This window comes from Thermoplasmata archaeon (assembly GCA_015063285.1).
GTDB lineage: Archaea > Thermoplasmatota > Thermoplasmata > Methanomassiliicoccales > Methanomethylophilaceae > Methanoprimaticola.
The window spans coordinates 54584-68220 of record SUST01000005.1 but is presented as its reverse complement, the minus strand read 5'-3'; the positions used below and the strand labels follow the sequence as shown (position 1 = coordinate 68220).

At 55.3% G+C, this 13637-nt stretch carries 25 protein-coding genes; all 25 read right to left on the bottom strand.

Features of this window, described 5'->3' with window-relative positions; genetic code table 11:
- Positions 1 to 4 precede the first annotated feature (4 nt).
- Genes secY through E7Z62_04550 form a run of 25 tightly spaced genes read right to left on the bottom strand, consistent with a single transcriptional unit; the run spans position 5 to position 13389 of the window.
- Complete coding sequence (secY, locus tag E7Z62_04670) at positions 5 to 1531, bottom strand: preprotein translocase subunit SecY (GenBank protein ID MBE6522405.1); 1527 nt, start codon at positions 1529 to 1531, stop codon at positions 5 to 7.
- 23 nt (positions 1532 to 1554) lie between these two features.
- Positions 1555 to 1977 (bottom strand): 50S ribosomal protein L15, encoded by a 423-nt coding sequence (locus tag E7Z62_04665; protein ID MBE6522404.1) that lies wholly within the window; start codon positions 1975 to 1977, stop codon positions 1555 to 1557.
- Positions 1978 to 1987: 10 nt separating this feature from the next.
- The gene (locus E7Z62_04660; GenBank protein MBE6522403.1) at positions 1988 to 2458 is read right to left on the bottom strand and encodes a 50S ribosomal protein L30; all 471 of its coding nucleotides are present in this window, start codon (positions 2456 to 2458) and stop codon (positions 1988 to 1990) included.
- Complete coding sequence (locus tag E7Z62_04655; protein MBE6522402.1) at positions 2455 to 3135, bottom strand: 30S ribosomal protein S5; 681 nt, start codon at positions 3133 to 3135, stop codon at positions 2455 to 2457. Before E7Z62_04655 ends, E7Z62_04660 begins: the two co-directional genes overlap by 4 nt.
- Position 3136: 1 nt before the next feature.
- Positions 3137 to 3637: a 50S ribosomal protein L18 gene (locus E7Z62_04650; protein ID MBE6522401.1), complete on the bottom strand. Its 501-nt coding sequence runs from the start codon at positions 3635 to 3637 to the stop codon at positions 3137 to 3139.
- On the bottom strand, positions 3637 to 4095 hold the full coding sequence (locus tag E7Z62_04645; protein MBE6522400.1) for a 50S ribosomal protein L19e: 459 nt from the start codon (positions 4093 to 4095) through the stop codon (positions 3637 to 3639). Before E7Z62_04645 ends, E7Z62_04650 begins: the two co-directional genes overlap by 1 nt.
- Positions 4096 to 4097: 2 nt before the next feature.
- On the bottom strand, positions 4098 to 4808 hold the full coding sequence (locus E7Z62_04640; GenBank protein MBE6522399.1) for a 50S ribosomal protein L32e: 711 nt from the start codon (positions 4806 to 4808) through the stop codon (positions 4098 to 4100).
- Positions 4805 to 5356, bottom strand: coding sequence for a 50S ribosomal protein L6 (locus E7Z62_04635; GenBank protein MBE6522398.1), 552 nt, complete (start codon positions 5354 to 5356; stop codon positions 4805 to 4807). The genes E7Z62_04640 and E7Z62_04635 overlap by 4 nt, the downstream gene beginning before the upstream one ends.
- Positions 5357 to 5365: 9 nt before the next feature.
- Positions 5366 to 5755, bottom strand: a complete 390-nt coding sequence (locus E7Z62_04630) for a 30S ribosomal protein S8 (GenBank protein MBE6522397.1) — start codon at positions 5753 to 5755, stop codon at positions 5366 to 5368.
- Positions 5756 to 5765: 10 nt separating this feature from the next.
- The gene (locus tag E7Z62_04625) at positions 5766 to 5927 is read right to left on the bottom strand and encodes a 30S ribosomal protein S14 (GenBank protein ID MBE6522396.1); all 162 of its coding nucleotides are present in this window, start codon (positions 5925 to 5927) and stop codon (positions 5766 to 5768) included.
- Complete coding sequence (locus E7Z62_04620) at positions 5924 to 6433, bottom strand: 50S ribosomal protein L5 (protein MBE6522395.1); 510 nt, start codon at positions 6431 to 6433, stop codon at positions 5924 to 5926. The genes E7Z62_04625 and E7Z62_04620 overlap by 4 nt, the downstream gene beginning before the upstream one ends.
- Positions 6430 to 7134: a 30S ribosomal protein S4e gene (locus E7Z62_04615; GenBank protein MBE6522394.1), complete on the bottom strand. Its 705-nt coding sequence runs from the start codon at positions 7132 to 7134 to the stop codon at positions 6430 to 6432. The genes E7Z62_04620 and E7Z62_04615 overlap by 4 nt, the downstream gene beginning before the upstream one ends.
- On the bottom strand, positions 7131 to 7502 hold the full coding sequence (locus E7Z62_04610) for a 50S ribosomal protein L24 (GenBank protein MBE6522393.1): 372 nt from the start codon (positions 7500 to 7502) through the stop codon (positions 7131 to 7133). The genes E7Z62_04615 and E7Z62_04610 overlap by 4 nt, the downstream gene beginning before the upstream one ends.
- Positions 7503 to 7512: 10 nt before the next feature.
- On the bottom strand, positions 7513 to 7911 hold the full coding sequence (locus E7Z62_04605) for a 50S ribosomal protein L14 (GenBank protein MBE6522392.1): 399 nt from the start codon (positions 7909 to 7911) through the stop codon (positions 7513 to 7515).
- 5 nt (positions 7912 to 7916) lie between these two features.
- A complete protein-coding gene (locus E7Z62_04600) occupies positions 7917 to 8249 on the bottom strand; it encodes a 30S ribosomal protein S17 (protein ID MBE6522391.1) in 333 nt (110 codons plus the stop codon).
- 5 nt (positions 8250 to 8254) lie between these two features.
- Positions 8255 to 8509, bottom strand: a complete 255-nt coding sequence (locus E7Z62_04595) for a ribonuclease P protein subunit (protein MBE6522390.1) — start codon at positions 8507 to 8509, stop codon at positions 8255 to 8257.
- Entirely contained in the window at positions 8506 to 8805 is a 300-nt protein-coding gene (gene yciH, locus E7Z62_04590) for a stress response translation initiation inhibitor YciH (GenBank protein MBE6522389.1), read from the bottom strand. Before yciH ends, E7Z62_04595 begins: the two co-directional genes overlap by 4 nt.
- Positions 8805 to 9008 (bottom strand): 50S ribosomal protein L29, encoded by a 204-nt coding sequence (rpmC, locus tag E7Z62_04585; protein MBE6522388.1) that lies wholly within the window; start codon positions 9006 to 9008, stop codon positions 8805 to 8807. Before rpmC ends, yciH begins: the two co-directional genes overlap by 1 nt.
- A 1-nt stretch (position 9009) precedes the next feature.
- Complete coding sequence (locus E7Z62_04580) at positions 9010 to 9693, bottom strand: 30S ribosomal protein S3 (protein ID MBE6522387.1); 684 nt, start codon at positions 9691 to 9693, stop codon at positions 9010 to 9012.
- A 1-nt stretch (position 9694) separates the two neighbouring features.
- Positions 9695 to 10147, bottom strand: a complete 453-nt coding sequence (locus E7Z62_04575) for a 50S ribosomal protein L22 (protein MBE6522386.1) — start codon at positions 10145 to 10147, stop codon at positions 9695 to 9697.
- A gap of 10 nt (positions 10148 to 10157) precedes the next feature.
- Positions 10158 to 10619 carry a 30S ribosomal protein S19 gene (locus E7Z62_04570; protein ID MBE6522385.1) on the bottom strand — a complete coding sequence of 154 codons (462 nt, stop codon included), beginning with the start codon at positions 10617 to 10619 and terminating at the stop codon, positions 10158 to 10160.
- A 5-nt stretch (positions 10620 to 10624) separates the two neighbouring features.
- Positions 10625 to 11320: a 50S ribosomal protein L2 gene (locus E7Z62_04565; protein MBE6522384.1), complete on the bottom strand. Its 696-nt coding sequence runs from the start codon at positions 11318 to 11320 to the stop codon at positions 10625 to 10627.
- An 11-nt stretch (positions 11321 to 11331) separates the two neighbouring features.
- Entirely contained in the window at positions 11332 to 11613 is a 282-nt protein-coding gene (gene rplW, locus E7Z62_04560) for a 50S ribosomal protein L23 (protein MBE6522383.1), read from the bottom strand.
- On the bottom strand, positions 11610 to 12386 hold the full coding sequence (locus E7Z62_04555) for a 50S ribosomal protein L4 (protein ID MBE6522382.1): 777 nt from the start codon (positions 12384 to 12386) through the stop codon (positions 11610 to 11612). The genes rplW and E7Z62_04555 overlap by 4 nt, the downstream gene beginning before the upstream one ends.
- A gap of 4 nt (positions 12387 to 12390) precedes the next feature.
- Complete coding sequence (locus tag E7Z62_04550; GenBank protein MBE6522381.1) at positions 12391 to 13389, bottom strand: 50S ribosomal protein L3; 999 nt, start codon at positions 13387 to 13389, stop codon at positions 12391 to 12393.
- Positions 13390 to 13637: the final 248 nt, after the last annotated feature.

The following is a 13637-nucleotide window of genomic DNA, read 5'->3' as shown; positions in this document are numbered from 1 at the left end:
TCAATCACTCTCCGCCGAAGAATCCCCTCATCATGGGGTTCATCTCCATCATCTGCTCGCGGCCCATGGCCTCGTAGAAGTGGATGATGATACCGACAGTCAGAAGCACTCCGGTTCCGCTTGCATTTCCTGTAGTTCCGATCATATCGGCGAAGGCTGCAAGGGCCCCGACTATTGCTCCGGACATTATCGTGATGGTCGGGATATACCTCTCGAGCACACGCTTCAGTACACGCGGGTCGCGACGGAATCCGGGCATCTGCATACCGCTCTTCTGGATCTGCTTCGCGACTGCCTCGGGACCGAGGTTTGTCGTCTCCACCCAGAACTTAGCGAACAGGATTGAACCCATGACCATCACGGTGAAGTACACCAGAACGTGGGCTATGTGCTGCAACGGTCCGTGTATACCGTCTCCATAAGTCGAAGGATCAACAATAGGCATCAGCCAACTTGACAGACCTGTCGGTGCTGACAGATACCATGCCAATCCTGCCGCGGCAGTGGTCGAACCATCCTCGAAGTAACCGATCGCTCCGTTGTGTCCTAGGAACGGGATTCCGCTGAGGAAGCTGTTGCTATAGAGCAGCAATGCAACCATGCTCACGATAGCGAGCAATGCCGACATCAGAATGACGGGAATGTTGCTTGCGTAGAGCAGCTTGATCGGATAGCGTCCGCGGGCACCTCTCGCGTTACCGTGCGATAACGGCAACTCGATACGTGTGGACTCGAGATACGCGACCACGAAGAAGATCAGCAATGTTCCTACCAACGCGATGACCGGGTTCGGAGCACCCAAGAAGAGGCTCTCGTAACCCCATGAGGACATCTCGTCCGGGGACAGCGTGAACGCATAATACAACGCTCTGGGGATGGTTCCTGCGGGAACATCCATTGTTCCCATGGAGACAGTCTCCCAGTTGAATGTACCTGTGAACAACTGCTGTGCGACTCCTGCGGCGATGAACAGCGAAATACCGCTTCCGATACCCCACTTGGACACCACCTCATCCATCATGAAGATGATATACGAACCCACGAACAGCTGGAGAATCAGGATGAGCCTTCCTCCGAGTCCTCCAATGGCGGACGTGAGTCCGTCAGAGGGGGAGAGGTATCCCGCGACCTGCGGGATGGCCTCGAAGATGATCATCACGATTACCAGCAGCTTGAGGACAGACTGATAACAAGCCTTGTCATCGCGCTTCGTGAGGTCCAGTTTGATGATTTTTGCACCGACGAACAGCTGCATGATGATCGAAGCTGTGACGATCGGTCCGATACCGAGCTGCAGTAGCGATCCGGAAGCTCCTGCCATGATAGTCCTGTACTGTGCGAACATGTCGAGCATGGACTCGCGGTCCAGCCCGTATAGGTAAACGTTGGTCATTACGAAGTAGATGACCAGTATCACCACTACCCACATCATCTTCGTCCTGAAGTGCACGTGGCCTTCAGGCCTCTTGACGGAGGGCAGCCTGTCCGAAATCGGTTTTATCTTATAGAGCAGACTTTGTGTCTCTTCCATCTCTTTCTACCTTCCCGATATCCTCACTCAGCGATCGATCCGCCTGCTGCCTCGATCTTCTCGCGGGCCTTCTCGGATACGGAATCTACGGTCACATTGACTGCGAAATCGATGTTTCCGTTTCCGAGCAGCTTATCGATGCCGGCTTCCGTGAGGTCGAGCTTGTAGGCGTCTCCCTCCTTGGAAGCGAATCCCATGCTGACGAAGGTCTCGATCTTCTCCGACAGTTCGCCGACGTTGATCGTGCGGTTCGCCTCGACAGTGCACTGAGGTCTCTTGAAACCGTGGCGCCCGAAGTAGTTCCTGTCCTCCTTCAGCATACCGATCTTCCCGGTCTTGCCGTATCCGGCCATACCGTGTCCACCGATGATACCTGCTCCACGTCCGGACTTCTTTCCACGTCCGTGTGTCCTGTATCCCCTGAATTTCTTGGTTCTGCTTGGCATTTCTCACACCTCAGATCATCCTGTTGACGAGCTCGTTGATCTTCTCTCCCCTGTATCCAAGGGCTCCACCGTTCTTGAACGAGCGCTTGTTGCCCTCGTATCCCTTGACGGGAGGGTGGAGACGGAAGATGGGCTTGACGCCCTCAACATCCCTCATCTTGTAGTTGTTCTCAATGATCGCCTTGGCGAACTCGTAGACTGAAGCGAACTCGGAGTGCTCTTTGAGGTACTCGTCGGTGATGGCTTCGTCGCCTACGACCTTTCCGCGTGCACGGATAAGTGCGGCGAGTGTGGACTCGTCGATCTCTCCCCATGTGCAGTAATCCTTGATTACCTGCAGCATTCCCTTTGTGGAGGGGTTCTCGGGGATGACGGCACAGTTGTTGACCTTGTTCAGGCCGAGGAGGCCCATGGTGTACTCGATGTTGTAGTTGACATCGGGCTGACCGCGGACACGGATAACACAGTATGTCATCTTCATTCCTCCTCTGCGTCGATATCGGTCTCGGCGAACTTGATTCCAGTAGGTCCGGAAACGATGTTCAGCGACTTCGCCTGCTCGTCGGTGACCCTCATGCGGGATGTCATCTTGAGAGCCTCAAAGGTCGCCATCGCGTAGTTGACCTTTGTCTTCGTGTTGCCTCTGGCGAATCCCCATGCATCGTGGACACCGGCGAGGGTCAGCAGACTCTTCGCGACGTCTCCTACTGCGAGAGACACTCCGCGGGGTGCGGGCTTCAGGGTCACGGTGACGGATCCGGTGGATCCAGTGACCTCGAAAGGCAGGCTGTGGGGGTTTCCGCAACCGCACTGCCAGGAACCGCAGCCCCTCTTGATCTCGATTATGTTCAGCTTAGCATTGTCGATAGCCTTCTTGATGGAAGGTCCGACCTCTTTTCCCTTGGCCCTTCCGTAGCCGATGAAACCGTCACCGTTACCGACGATACAGGTAACGGCGAACCTGACCCTCCTACCGGAGTCGGTCATCCTCTGAACCATGTTCAGGTCGATGACTTCGTCCTGCAGGTCGGGGAGCAGAATGTCCACGATCTCGGGCTCACGGAGAGGCAGTTTGGTCGCCAGGGCGTCGCTCATTGTGGTGATCTCGCCGTTGAGAACCATCTGTCCGAGTCTTGTTTTAGGAACCCAGTCAGTCATTTTAATCAGCCTCCATCTTCTGTTTGATGCTGTCGATTGCAGCCTCGATTCCGTCATCAATGTGCTTTCCCTTCAGCCTGTCCTCCTCGGGGAGAACGTCGTCGCTGTGGGGTACTTCGAGTCCGGCATCGGTCATTCCGGCAACTGTGGCGAAGAGGACTCCGCCGTGCTGGACGTGCTGCATGCCTATGTCGAGCACTGCGTACTCGATGCCTTCTTTCACCGCTCTCTTACCTGCGAGGTATCCGACGAGGTATGCTGCAGGAATGGATGAACAGGAGTACTCCCATCCCATTGCCTTCAGCTCCTTTGTGGATGCGGAAGCGATGATCTTGTCACCCTCCATCGCGAAATCCGCGAACTGGATGGTGATGTTCTTGTTGGACCTCCTTACGACGGCCCTGGTCTCTCTCGCTGTGAGGAGCTTCTTACGGGTGTAGTAGTCGGTACGGAGTTCCCTTCTTCTGCGGAACGCAACTTTGTATCTAGGTCCTGTTGCCATCAGATCTCCTCCTTGAGGTGTCCAGCAGCAATCATGTGCTGCTTAAGGTGCCTGCGGGACTTGAACATTCCTCCCTTGGCCTTCCTGTAGTAGAGCCTGTACACGGAGGGTGTGATCTTGCCGTCAGCCCTGAGGGTCTTCAGCTCGTCACGGATGGGCCTGATGGTCGCCATCCAGCGCTCCTTGTCGCGGACACGGGCGTTCGCCGTTCCCTTCCTGGATCCGGGTCCCTTCCTCTTTCCGCTGGCCTTCTGTCCCTGCACGTATCTTATCCTTCCCTTGGATGTTCCATTCTTGGGCTTGGCCTTGATCAGACCGGATGCGATAGCTGTGCGGACGTCTGCGCGGGTGATGCAGTCCTCGATCTCCTCGAGTTTGTCCGGGTTCATCCAGACCCTGTTCTCACCGCACTTCAGGATTTCTGCGGCCATTCTTCTCTGGTTCTTCAGATCGGACATGCTCACACCATCCTGTTGAGGATCCTGATTCCGAGCTCGTCGGCCCTGTCCTCGATTGCCATTCTCTTCTTCGTTCCGACGGTTCCGCCGATACGGATCGCCTGCTTCTTGGGATCGATCTTGTCAAGGTTGTCTACGTTGTAGACGAGAACCTCTTCGAATCCAGTCGGGTGAAGTCCCCTGACGGATGCGGGTCCACGGAAACCGATGTCCACGATGGGTCCGCGCCTCTTGAGCCTCCTCTTCATCTTGGAGTGGATTCCCTTGGGCTTCCTCCAGGTCGAGTCCTTGAACTTTGCGTATCTGAACCATTCCTGCCTCTTGAATGCGGGCCTCCTTCCGGAGATCAGTGCCCTCTTTGCGAGTGCATCTGCGGTCTCGTCATCGATCTCGGCCTTCTTCTTGACCACGTACTCGGTCTCGGTTGCCTCGACGACTGCTGTCTCGGGCTCCTCTTCCTTGACGGGTTCCTTCTTGGCGGGTTCCTTCTTGGCGGGCTCTGCCTTTGCGGGAGCCTCTCCATCGAATGCTGCCTTCCAGTTTGCGACGGTCTTGGGTCCGACTCCGGACAGGGTCTTGATGACCTCCTTGACCTTCACATCGTCGTTGACCGCTGCCTTGAGCTCGTCCACGGTGTTGATTCCGATGGTCTTGAGCTCCTCGATGTTGCCGTCCGTCATTCCACGGAGATCCTTGAAATCTTTCACGGTCATTGTCTCACCTTGTGTGATTTGCCGACGATGTAGATACCGTCCTCGAAGACCCTCTTATCGAAGCCTCTCCTCTGTGTTGCCTTCTCCATGTTGGCTGCAGTCTGACCGCAGGCCTCGATGTCGATTCCCTCTACGGTGACATCCTGGCCGGAGATCTTGACGGTGCATCCCTTTACGATGTTTGCGTAACGGGGTGCGTGGCCTCCCATGTAGTTGTTGATCTCAACGCGGTCGCCTTTCACTGCAACTTTCATCGGGAAGTGAGAGAAAACGATCTTGAGGTCATACTTGAATCCCTCTGTGACACCCACAATCATGTTCTTGATGTGAGCGACAAAGGTTCCAACCATGGCCTTGTCCTTGACTCTCGGATACTCGCAGCTGACGCTGACTTCTCCCTCTCCGACGGCAATACTTATGTTAGGGTACGCGAAGTTTCTGCTTAATTCTCCCTTAGGTCCTTTGACCTTCATGGTACCTGCGTCGTATGTGACGGATACCCCACCGGGGATAGCGATGGTGCTTTCGATTTTCCCTGCTATTGTCATCTATATTCCTCAATACACATAGGCTAACAGTTTTCCGCCGATTCCGAGCTCTTTAGCGCGCTCCTGGGTGATCACACCTGCGGTGGTCGTCATGATCAGGAGTCCGAAGTCCTGGGCGGGCAAGAACCTTGCCTCGACCTTCTCGACATCGGTGACCTTGACGGAGTACCTGGGTTTGATTACACCACAGTCATTGATCGCTCCATCGAGCATGACGTGGAATTTGCCTGCCTTTCCATCCTCAACGTATTCGAACTGACTGATGTAACCTGCGTCCTGCATAACCTTCAGCACACGGCCGATGAGCTTGGAGGACGGCTCGATTGTACAGTCAGACTTTCCGTTGACGGATGCGTTCTTTATTACGCACATTGCGTCATTAAGTGGATCGCTCTGCATTTATGACACCTCACGAATACTTCTTGAAACCAAGCTCTGGGGCCATGTCCCTGAAGCACTGGCGGCACAGATGCATTCCGTATCTCCTGATGATTCCTCTGCGGCGTCCGCAGCGGGTGCATCCAATGGATCTTCCGAACTGTTTCTTGGGTTTCTGTGTGTTCTCTTTCACTGGACCACCTCAATCTGGAAGTTGTCTTTCATGTACTGGATCGCCTCATCGCGTCCAACGCGGTGGGACTTGGGGATCCTCCTCTTGAGGAGGGCCCTCTGGGTGATCCTGTTTCCGGGTCTCCTGAGGACGACGCTGATATCCATTCCGAAGATTCCGATCTCGGGGTCGTATTTCATACCCTCGAAGTCAGTGTAATCGGAGATACCGAAGGACATGTTGCCCTCCTTGTCGAAGGAGTACTCGGGTACACGCATCTCTCTGATGGAGAGAGCCTGCTTGACGAAGTCAACGGCTGCGTCGCCCCTGAGGGTGACCTTGCATCCGAGAGGCATTCCCTCACGGATTCCGAGGTCCCTGTTGACGGTCTTGGAGAGTGTCTCGACGGGCTTCTGCTTGGTCACCATCTCGAGGACCTTCTCTGCCTTTGCGAGCCTCTCTCCTGCCTCTCCGACTCCGATGTTCACAACAACTTTCTCCACGTGGAGATCTCTCATTGTGCTCATTCGGATGCCTCCAGTGTGATCGCGGGCTTGTCTGCTCCGATGATGAAGCAGTTGTCCAGGATTGTCTGGGTGTCGTCGGAGAATACAACGACGTTGGGTGCGGATCCGCGGATGATCTGGACCTCTTTGACGGTCTTGATCTTACCGGACTGTGCTCCTTCCTTGATCAGGACGGTGCTTCCAGCTGCGAAGGGGTAGCACTCGAGGACCTTCTGTCCCTCGTACTCCACCTTCAGGGTGTCGTTGCACTTGTAGTCGTTCTTATCCAATACGATGTTCCTTCCACCGCTGAGGTTAAGCTGGAATTTTCCGTCCTTGACGACGGTCTTGTCCTGGATCTTGTAGAGACCCCACGCTGCCTCATCCTTGGAGATGGGGACGAGTGTGAGCTTTCCCTTGTTGGTGATGAACATGCGGTAGTAAAGGTCCATCTTGGGGATGGAAACCGCGTCCATGAATCCGATCGGTGCCTTGGGGTCCTTGACGGCCTTGCCGTTCACGAACAACTCGCGGTTTCCGATGATCCTCTTAGCTTCTCTGGCGGTGTCACATGCTTCGATCATGTCCCTGAGTACGACGACAGCTGCCATGGAGTCCTCGACGGAGTGTGCTCCTGCGTTCTGCTTCGTGATGAAGACGCTTGCCTTCCTCTTCAGGGGCCATGACCTGGGCGCTGCCAATCTCTTCATGTGGTCGCTCATTCTTTAGCCTCCTTCTTAGACAGTGAATCCATCCTCCATGCGTCCTCGGTGTTCAGCTTTGTGATCACCAGGTTGGATGCGTGGATGGGGCGCTCGGTCTCGGTTCCGTCTGCCTGCTTGATCGTGACGCCTTCGATTGCGACGCGTCCGGTCTTGGTGTAGACGTTGACGACCTTACCCTCGATGTTCCTGATATCCTCGTTTCCGCGAACGACGACGACGGTGTCTCCCTTGCAAACCCTTGCTGCGCGCCTTCCGTATTTCTCACGGAGGTCGTCGCTGAGGTGTGCGGAGAGCATCTTCCTCTTGACGTGTGCGGTCGCGTTGGCCTGTGCTTTCCTCTGTGTCCTTGCTTTGCTGCTTACCATTTCTCACACCTCAGATGATAGTGCTCGCGGTAGCGGACACACGGGGCCACCTCTCGGCTGCCTCTCTCGCTACAGGGCCTTTGATGTCTGTTCCCTTGACTTCTCCGGTGTCGGTCGTGATGACGGCCGCGTTGTCCTCGAAGAAGACCATGGTTCCATCGGGTCTCCTGATGGGGCGCCTCTGACGGACGATGACCGCGAATACGATCTGTCTCCTCATGGCAGGTGTTCCCTTCTTAACCGATGCGATTACGAGATCCCCGACGCCTGCGCTGGGGACCCTCCTTGCTGTTCCGTGGTAACCGGGGACCGTGATGATCTCGATTACCTTTGCTCCCGTGTTGTCGATGACATCGAGCTGGGATCCGTTCTGAAGTCCTCTTGTCTGGTTTCCGGCAATTCCCTTCATTTGAATCACTCCTTCTTCTCGATGACTGCGAAAGACACTGTCTTCGCCAGGGGCCTGCATTCCGCGATGGTGACCCTGTCGCCGACCTTCAGTCCGAGGCAGGGTGCTGCGTGTGCAACGTACCTGCTGGACTTCTTCTCGTATCTCTCGTACTTGTGCATGTATCTCATGTAGTTGCGCTCTACGACTACGGTCTTGTTCATCCTGACCGTGGCAACTACTCCGTCGATCGTCTGTCCCCTGACCGAAAGTGTCCCATGGAAGGGGCAGTTGGGGTCATTGCACTCCGAAGTTGGAGGGACGACGTCGATTCCGATGTCCTTGATTTTTGCTGTCATATTATTCACCTAACCTTTTTGATTCTGTCCTCTGGTCGGTAAACTATCCTTGATCCGATGATGTCGATTGTTTTGCCTTCATACGTGAATCTGAACTCATTGCCTGGCTTGGGTACCATTCTCTCAGTTCCGGCCGAATCGATGGTAAACGTGTTTTTGGTCTCGTCGACCACCTTACCGGTTATTCCCGAGTATGGTGTAGACAGCACTTCCACGTCCAGACCGATGAATTCAGTCCTCATGAAGATATTATCTCTCATCTTACCTCTGTGCGGAATCCCATTTCCTCCAGGACGGCTTTCACCCTTTTCTTGTGATCCCCCTGGAGTTCGATGCGTCCGTCCTTGTATGTTCCGCCGGCGGCGCATTTGTTCTTCAGCTGTTTTGCCAGGTCCGCGATGTCGATGTCATTCTCATCGATCCCGTCGATGACTGTGACCATCTTTCCGTACCTGCGGCTGTCGACCGAGATCCTTACAGTCTGCTGCTCACGTGCGATCTCCTCGCACATGCACAGCTCCTTAGGCAATCCACATACTGAGCAAATCTCAGCCATCAGATCTTTTCCTCCTCCTTCTGGACGGTCAGGATGCGAGCGATGTTGAGCCTGAGAGCCTTGATGGCTCCTGGACTCGAGGGTGCACCTCCCATAGCGGAGACTCCCCTCTCGTGCATCAGTTCGTCGCGGAGCTCCTTCAGTTTCTGGTTGCGCTCCTCGACGGACATGTTCCTGATGTCTGCTGTTTTAAGGGCTGCCATATCACTGCACCTCCTCGGTCGTCTCGGCCTCGACAGGGGCCTCGACCTTGGGTGCGGCGAAGAGGTCGGGAAGGACCGCTGCTGCCTCAGTCTTGTTCAAGACTGTGATGTCAGCGGGCATCTTCGCGTCCTTCACCATGATCTCGACGGTGACTCCGATGACTCCCATCTTCAGCTTTGCAACGGCATAGCCGTGCTCGATGAACTGGGCCTTGGTGTCTCCGCAGAACTTGATGTTACCCTCTTTGAACTTCTCGGTTCTGTGCCTCTGACCGGAGAGCTTTCCTGCCACGATGATGTAGCATCCGCGAGCTCCGGCATCCATGATCCTGCGGACCGTGGAGTGTCCTGCTCTGCGGAAGTGCCATCCCCTCTCAAGGGAGAAGGCCAGCTTCTCAGCCATTATCTGTGCGTTGAGGCTTGCGTTCTCGACTTCCTGGACCTCGATCTGAGGGTTGTCGAAGCCGAACTGCTCCTCAATTACCTGGGTCAGATTCTTGATGGTCTGACCGCGCCTTCCGATGACGAGCCCGGGCCTCTCTGTCGTGAGGATTACACGGGTTCCCATGGGTGTCCTCTGGACGTCGAGTCCTCCGAATCCTGCGCGGCTTACCTCTTTCATGAGGTACTCCTTGAGCAGGACCCTGCGTACGTGCTCGGCAACGATCTTTCTCTCTGCTGCCATTTCACTCAACCTCCTGGATGATGACTTCCACGTTGATGGTATCCTGGTTCCACTCGGTTGCACGTCCGTGTGCCCTGGGCATGTGTCCGGGGATGACGCGTCCTCTGGAGACGGATATCGTCGCGATGGCCATGTTGGAGACGTCCAATCCCTTGTACTCGGCGTTCGCTGCTGCGCTGTCGAGCACTCCGAGGATTGCCTTTGCCGCCTTCACGGGGTATCTTCCGGGTCCGACTCCTGCCTTGTGAGATACTCTCTTATTGTATCTCTTAAGGGGAACGGGCCTCTTCTTCTCGATCACTTCCTCGAGAGCCTGCTGTGCGGTCTCGACCTTCATTCCGCGTATCATTCCGGCGACCTCGCGGGCGAACTTGGGGGAGACGGGCATCTCCCTTCCGAGTGCCTTTGCGGTCGTGTCGGGGTCAGCTACTGCAGTATATCCTGAATTTACCATATCTGACACCTCACTTCAACGGCATGAACTTGGACGACCTGGTTGCACCGACTCCGGGTCCGGAGTGCACTGGAAGTTTCCTTGTCTGGACGAACTCTCCGATGAAACAACCGATCATCTCGGGCTTGATCTCTACGTCTTTGAACTCACGACCGTTGTATACACTGACGGTCTTTCCCACGAACTGGGGTATGATAGGCAAATCCCTGCGGTGTGTCCTGACGGGTGCGGTTGCATCCTTCAGGTTGTCGAACAGAAGCTGCTGCTCGTAGTTGAGGCCGCGGAGGTATGTCCTTCTGGCCCTAGCGGGCAGAAGTCCGAGAACCTCATCGAAAGGCATTGCGAGAAGCTCTTCCATCGTGAATCCGCGGAACAGGAACTCCTTCTTCCTGCGTGCCTGGATTGCCGATGCCTTCTTCCTGGACTTCCTCCTCGAGGCTTTTGCCGATCCTGCAATAATCTTCTTTCCCATTGCAATCACATCCTTATTTTCTTCTTAGGAGGCAGGAATCCTACCTTCTGACCAGGCGATGCTGTTCTCTTCTGACAGTTGGGTCCTCCGACGTGGGCGTGGCTACCTCCTCCGTGGGGGTGGTCGACAGGGTTCATTGCGACTCCCTTCGTCTTGAAGGGTGCCTTGGACCTGGACCTGAGTGTCAGAACGTTCTTACCTGCTTTCGCAAGGGGCTTGTCTCCCCTTCCGCCACCAGCTACGATACCGATTGCGGCACGGCAGTTGGGGCTGAACTCTTTGATGGCTCCAGAGGGCATGAGGACCATGACCTTGTCTCCCCTCGAAACGACTGTTCCGGAGGATCCGGCGGTCTTCACGAACTTTCCACCGTCGCCGGGCCTTGCCTCGACGTTGTGCACGGGGGTTCCCTCAGGGATGTTCGCGAGTGCTGTGATGTTTCCTGCTGCGACCTGGGTTCCGCCGATGACGATTGTCTGTCCGACCTTGGTTCCCTCGACCGCCAGCTGGTAGTCAGTCTTTCCGTTCACATCGAGGACAGCGAGAGGGCATGTCCTTCCGGGTGCCTGAATCAGGTCCTTGATGACCGCGGTTCCCTCGCTGAATGCGGGGAGCCTGACGTCGTCAACGTGCCTGTGGCTGGGTGAGCGGTACAAAGAGGTTCCGCGACCCCTTCTCATTGGTATCAATCTTTTTCCCATAATCACTCACCTCAGAAGACTCCGACTCTCATACCAACATCCTCTGCAGAGTATCCGTCTGCGAGCTTGATGATGGCGTGCTTTCCGTCCTTCTGGATTCTTGTCCAGACTTTGTCTACTTTGACTTCGAAACGCTCTTCGAAGACGGTCTTGATCATCTGCTTGTCAGCATTCCTGTTGACGATGAACTCGATCTTGTTTCCGTCCTTGAAGTCCTGTGTAGGGGTTCCGGTCATGTGGTTCGTCGACTTCTCAGTGACGAACGGCCTGATGAGAACATCACTCTGCTTCATTGTGTCCAACCTCCGATAGCGTCGATGGCTGCCTTGGTGTAGACAGTGAGCCTTCCTGCGTCTCCTCCGGGTGCAAGGATGCTGGTATTGAGTGTCTTGACTTCCTCAACGGTTACTCCGGGGATGTTCGCTGCGCTCTTGAAGATGGGTGCGTTCCTCTCGTCGTCAGCGACGACGACCAATACGGAGACGGGGGTGCGGTACTTTCTGTTCCTCATTGTTCCCCTTCCTGCACGGATCTTGCGTCCTTCCTTTGCACGGTCGAGGTCGTAGCCGATTCCGATCTTCTCGAAGAGGTCGATGACTGCGGATGTCTCCTTGACGTCGTTGAGTGAATCCTCGATGACGATGGGGAAGGACACGTTGTCGTCGAACTGGTGGCCGCGTGCCTTGACACAGTCCGCACAGCCTGTTGCTGCGAGTGCGGATGCGCGTGCTATCTTTGCTTCTTTCTTGTTGACCTTCTGAGCCCAAATCCTCTCGGGGAGTGGCGGGTGTGCCCTCCTTCCAGATACGTTGTTGGGTGACTCTCCGGCCTTTCCGAGTCCGTGGATCCTCTGGTTACGTGCAGATCCGGTTCCCTTTCCGCGGAAACTGACCGCGTGCCTCATTCCAGACCTTGCTCCGGGTCCGTAGGGCTGTCTGCCGTTTGCTGCTGCAGCCAGGACCGCTTTCTTGATGATGTCAGGCCTGTAGGGGGTAGCGAACGCTTCGGGGACCTCGACGGTTCCAGCGACTCCACCGTTTACTCCATAAACATTTGTGGTTGCCATTTACTCATGCCCCCTGCTTTGATTCGACGGAGACATAGGTAACATCCAATGCCTCGGTCTCGGCCTTCTTGGGAAGCCTGGTTGCATCTCTGAATCTGATGAGCCTCTTGGTGGGTCCGGGTACGGAGCCGTGAACGAGGATGTAGTTGTTCCTAACCTCTCCGTAGTTGAGGAATCCTCCCTTGGGGGTTACCTCTGCGCCGTCGGTACCGACCTTGACGACTTTCTTGTTGAACTCGGTTCTCTGGTGGTATCCCATCTGTCCGGATCCGGGAACTGTCGATCTGACGTATCCGGGTCTCTTAGGACCGAGGTTACCGATTCCGCGGCGGTGCTTGCTGTTCCTGTGAGACAGGAGCTTGACTCCCCACCTCTTGGTAACTCCCTGGAATCCCTTACCCTTGGTCACTGCGATGACATCGACAAGTGCTCCCTCAGGGGCGAAGTCAGTGAAGTTGACCTCGGTACCGAGTATCTGCTTTGCGTATGCTACCCTCTCATCGATGGTTCCTCCTCCGATCCTGAGCTCCATGAGGTCGGGTACCTTTTTGGGTACTCCGGAGACGATCTTGGGCTGGGTGTAGGCGAGTACACGGACATCCTCGATGTCCAGTCCGTCATACCTTGCAAAAGTCGCTTCCTCGTGGTTCTTGGGTACGTTGAGGCGCCTGTCGAGAAGCGGGTCGAGGTCCTTTGCCCAGACCTCTCCTGCTGTCTTAAGACCGACGATGCTGCTCTCGTAGAATCTGACTGCCGCGATCTTCATCGGGGGAATCTCAACGACTGTCACGGGCACCTGAATCTCCATTCCGGAGGTGGTGCTCTTTCCGCGCTTGTCAACGACGAACGCGTGTGTCATTCCTGCCTTGTATCCGGCAAAGCCCTGGATTTTAGGGGCTCCGCTGATCTCGGGCCAAGAGTCAAGCCTCGGTGTTTGAGACTGCGCTCTCTTCCTAGGGCCGAATGCCCTAGATCCTTTCTGTGGACGTCTTCTTTGTGGCATATTTTCACATACCTGCGAGGGTCTCTTCGCTAACCTCGCGATTTATCAGACGAACGTCTTAATGCTCCGACCGTGACGCCATATTCGCTTCCAGAAGCATTTGCATACGAAGCAGACGTGGGATGCAACCGCATTGCCCGGTGCGTCTGGTCGGACACTATTTTGTCCAATCCAAAATGTCGTATAGATAGGTTATATATAAAGTTGCCCTCGCGTCTATAATAATAAGAGAGCGAGGGCGTGAAAGT

Excerpts from the sequence above, each read along its gene's own strand:
- E7Z62_04600 (MBE6522391.1), bottom strand. The coding sequence starts at position 8,249 with ATGACAGCAAAAATCAAGGACATCGGAATCGACGTCGTCCCTCCAACT.
- E7Z62_04595 (MBE6522390.1), bottom strand. The coding sequence starts at position 8,509 with ATGAGAGATAATATCTTCATGAGGACTGAATTCATCGGTCTGGACGTG.
- rpmC (MBE6522388.1), bottom strand. The coding sequence starts at position 9,008 with ATGGCAGCCCTTAAAACAGCAGACATCAGGAACATGTCCGTCGAGGAG.
- rplW (MBE6522383.1), bottom strand. The coding sequence starts at position 11,613 with ATGAAGCAGAGTGATGTTCTCATCAGGCCGTTCGTCACTGAGAAGTCG.
- E7Z62_04565 (MBE6522384.1), bottom strand. The coding sequence starts at position 11,320 with ATGGGAAAAAGATTGATACCAATGAGAAGGGGTCGCGGAACCTCTTTG.
- E7Z62_04615 (MBE6522394.1), bottom strand. The coding sequence starts at position 7,134 with ATGAGCGACCACATGAAGAGATTGGCAGCGCCCAGGTCATGGCCCCTG.
- E7Z62_04610 (MBE6522393.1), bottom strand. The coding sequence starts at position 7,502 with ATGGTAAGCAGCAAAGCAAGGACACAGAGGAAAGCACAGGCCAACGCG.
- E7Z62_04575 (MBE6522386.1), bottom strand. The coding sequence starts at position 10,147 with ATGGTAAATTCAGGATATACTGCAGTAGCTGACCCCGACACGACCGCA.
- E7Z62_04580 (MBE6522387.1), bottom strand. The coding sequence starts at position 9,693 with ATGGCAGCAGAGAGAAAGATCGTTGCCGAGCACGTACGCAGGGTCCTG.
- E7Z62_04550 (MBE6522381.1), bottom strand. The coding sequence starts at position 13,389 with ATGCCACAAAGAAGACGTCCACAGAAAGGATCTAGGGCATTCGGCCCT.
- secY (MBE6522405.1), bottom strand. The coding sequence starts at position 1,531 with ATGGAAGAGACACAAAGTCTGCTCTATAAGATAAAACCGATTTCGGAC.
- E7Z62_04605 (MBE6522392.1), bottom strand. The coding sequence starts at position 7,911 with ATGAAGGGAATTGCCGGAAACCAGACAAGAGGACTTCAGAACGGATCC.
- E7Z62_04570 (MBE6522385.1), bottom strand. The coding sequence starts at position 10,619 with ATGGGAAAGAAGATTATTGCAGGATCGGCAAAAGCCTCGAGGAGGAAG.
- E7Z62_04650 (MBE6522401.1), bottom strand. The coding sequence starts at position 3,637 with ATGGCAACAGGACCTAGATACAAAGTTGCGTTCCGCAGAAGAAGGGAA.
- E7Z62_04555 (MBE6522382.1), bottom strand. The coding sequence starts at position 12,386 with ATGGCAACCACAAATGTTTATGGAGTAAACGGTGGAGTCGCTGGAACC.
- E7Z62_04635 (MBE6522398.1), bottom strand. The coding sequence starts at position 5,356 with ATGACAATAGCAGGGAAAATCGAAAGCACCATCGCTATCCCCGGTGGG.
- E7Z62_04620 (MBE6522395.1), bottom strand. The coding sequence starts at position 6,433 with ATGAGCACAATGAGAGATCTCCACGTGGAGAAAGTTGTTGTGAACATC.
- E7Z62_04640 (MBE6522399.1), bottom strand. The coding sequence starts at position 4,808 with ATGACCGTGAAAGATTTCAAGGATCTCCGTGGAATGACGGACGGCAAC.
- E7Z62_04655 (MBE6522402.1), bottom strand. The coding sequence starts at position 3,135 with ATGACTGACTGGGTTCCTAAAACAAGACTCGGACAGATGGTTCTCAAC.
- yciH (MBE6522389.1), bottom strand. The coding sequence starts at position 8,805 with ATGGCTGAGATTTGCTCAGTATGTGGATTGCCTAAGGAGCTGTGCATG.
- E7Z62_04665 (MBE6522404.1), bottom strand. The coding sequence starts at position 1,977 with ATGCCAAGCAGAACCAAGAAATTCAGGGGATACAGGACACACGGACGT.
- E7Z62_04630 (MBE6522397.1), bottom strand. The coding sequence starts at position 5,755 with ATGCAGAGCGATCCACTTAATGACGCAATGTGCGTAATAAAGAACGCA.
- E7Z62_04660 (MBE6522403.1), bottom strand. The coding sequence starts at position 2,458 with ATGAAGATGACATACTGTGTTATCCGTGTCCGCGGTCAGCCCGATGTC.
- E7Z62_04645 (MBE6522400.1), bottom strand. The coding sequence starts at position 4,095 with ATGTCCGATCTGAAGAACCAGAGAAGAATGGCCGCAGAAATCCTGAAG.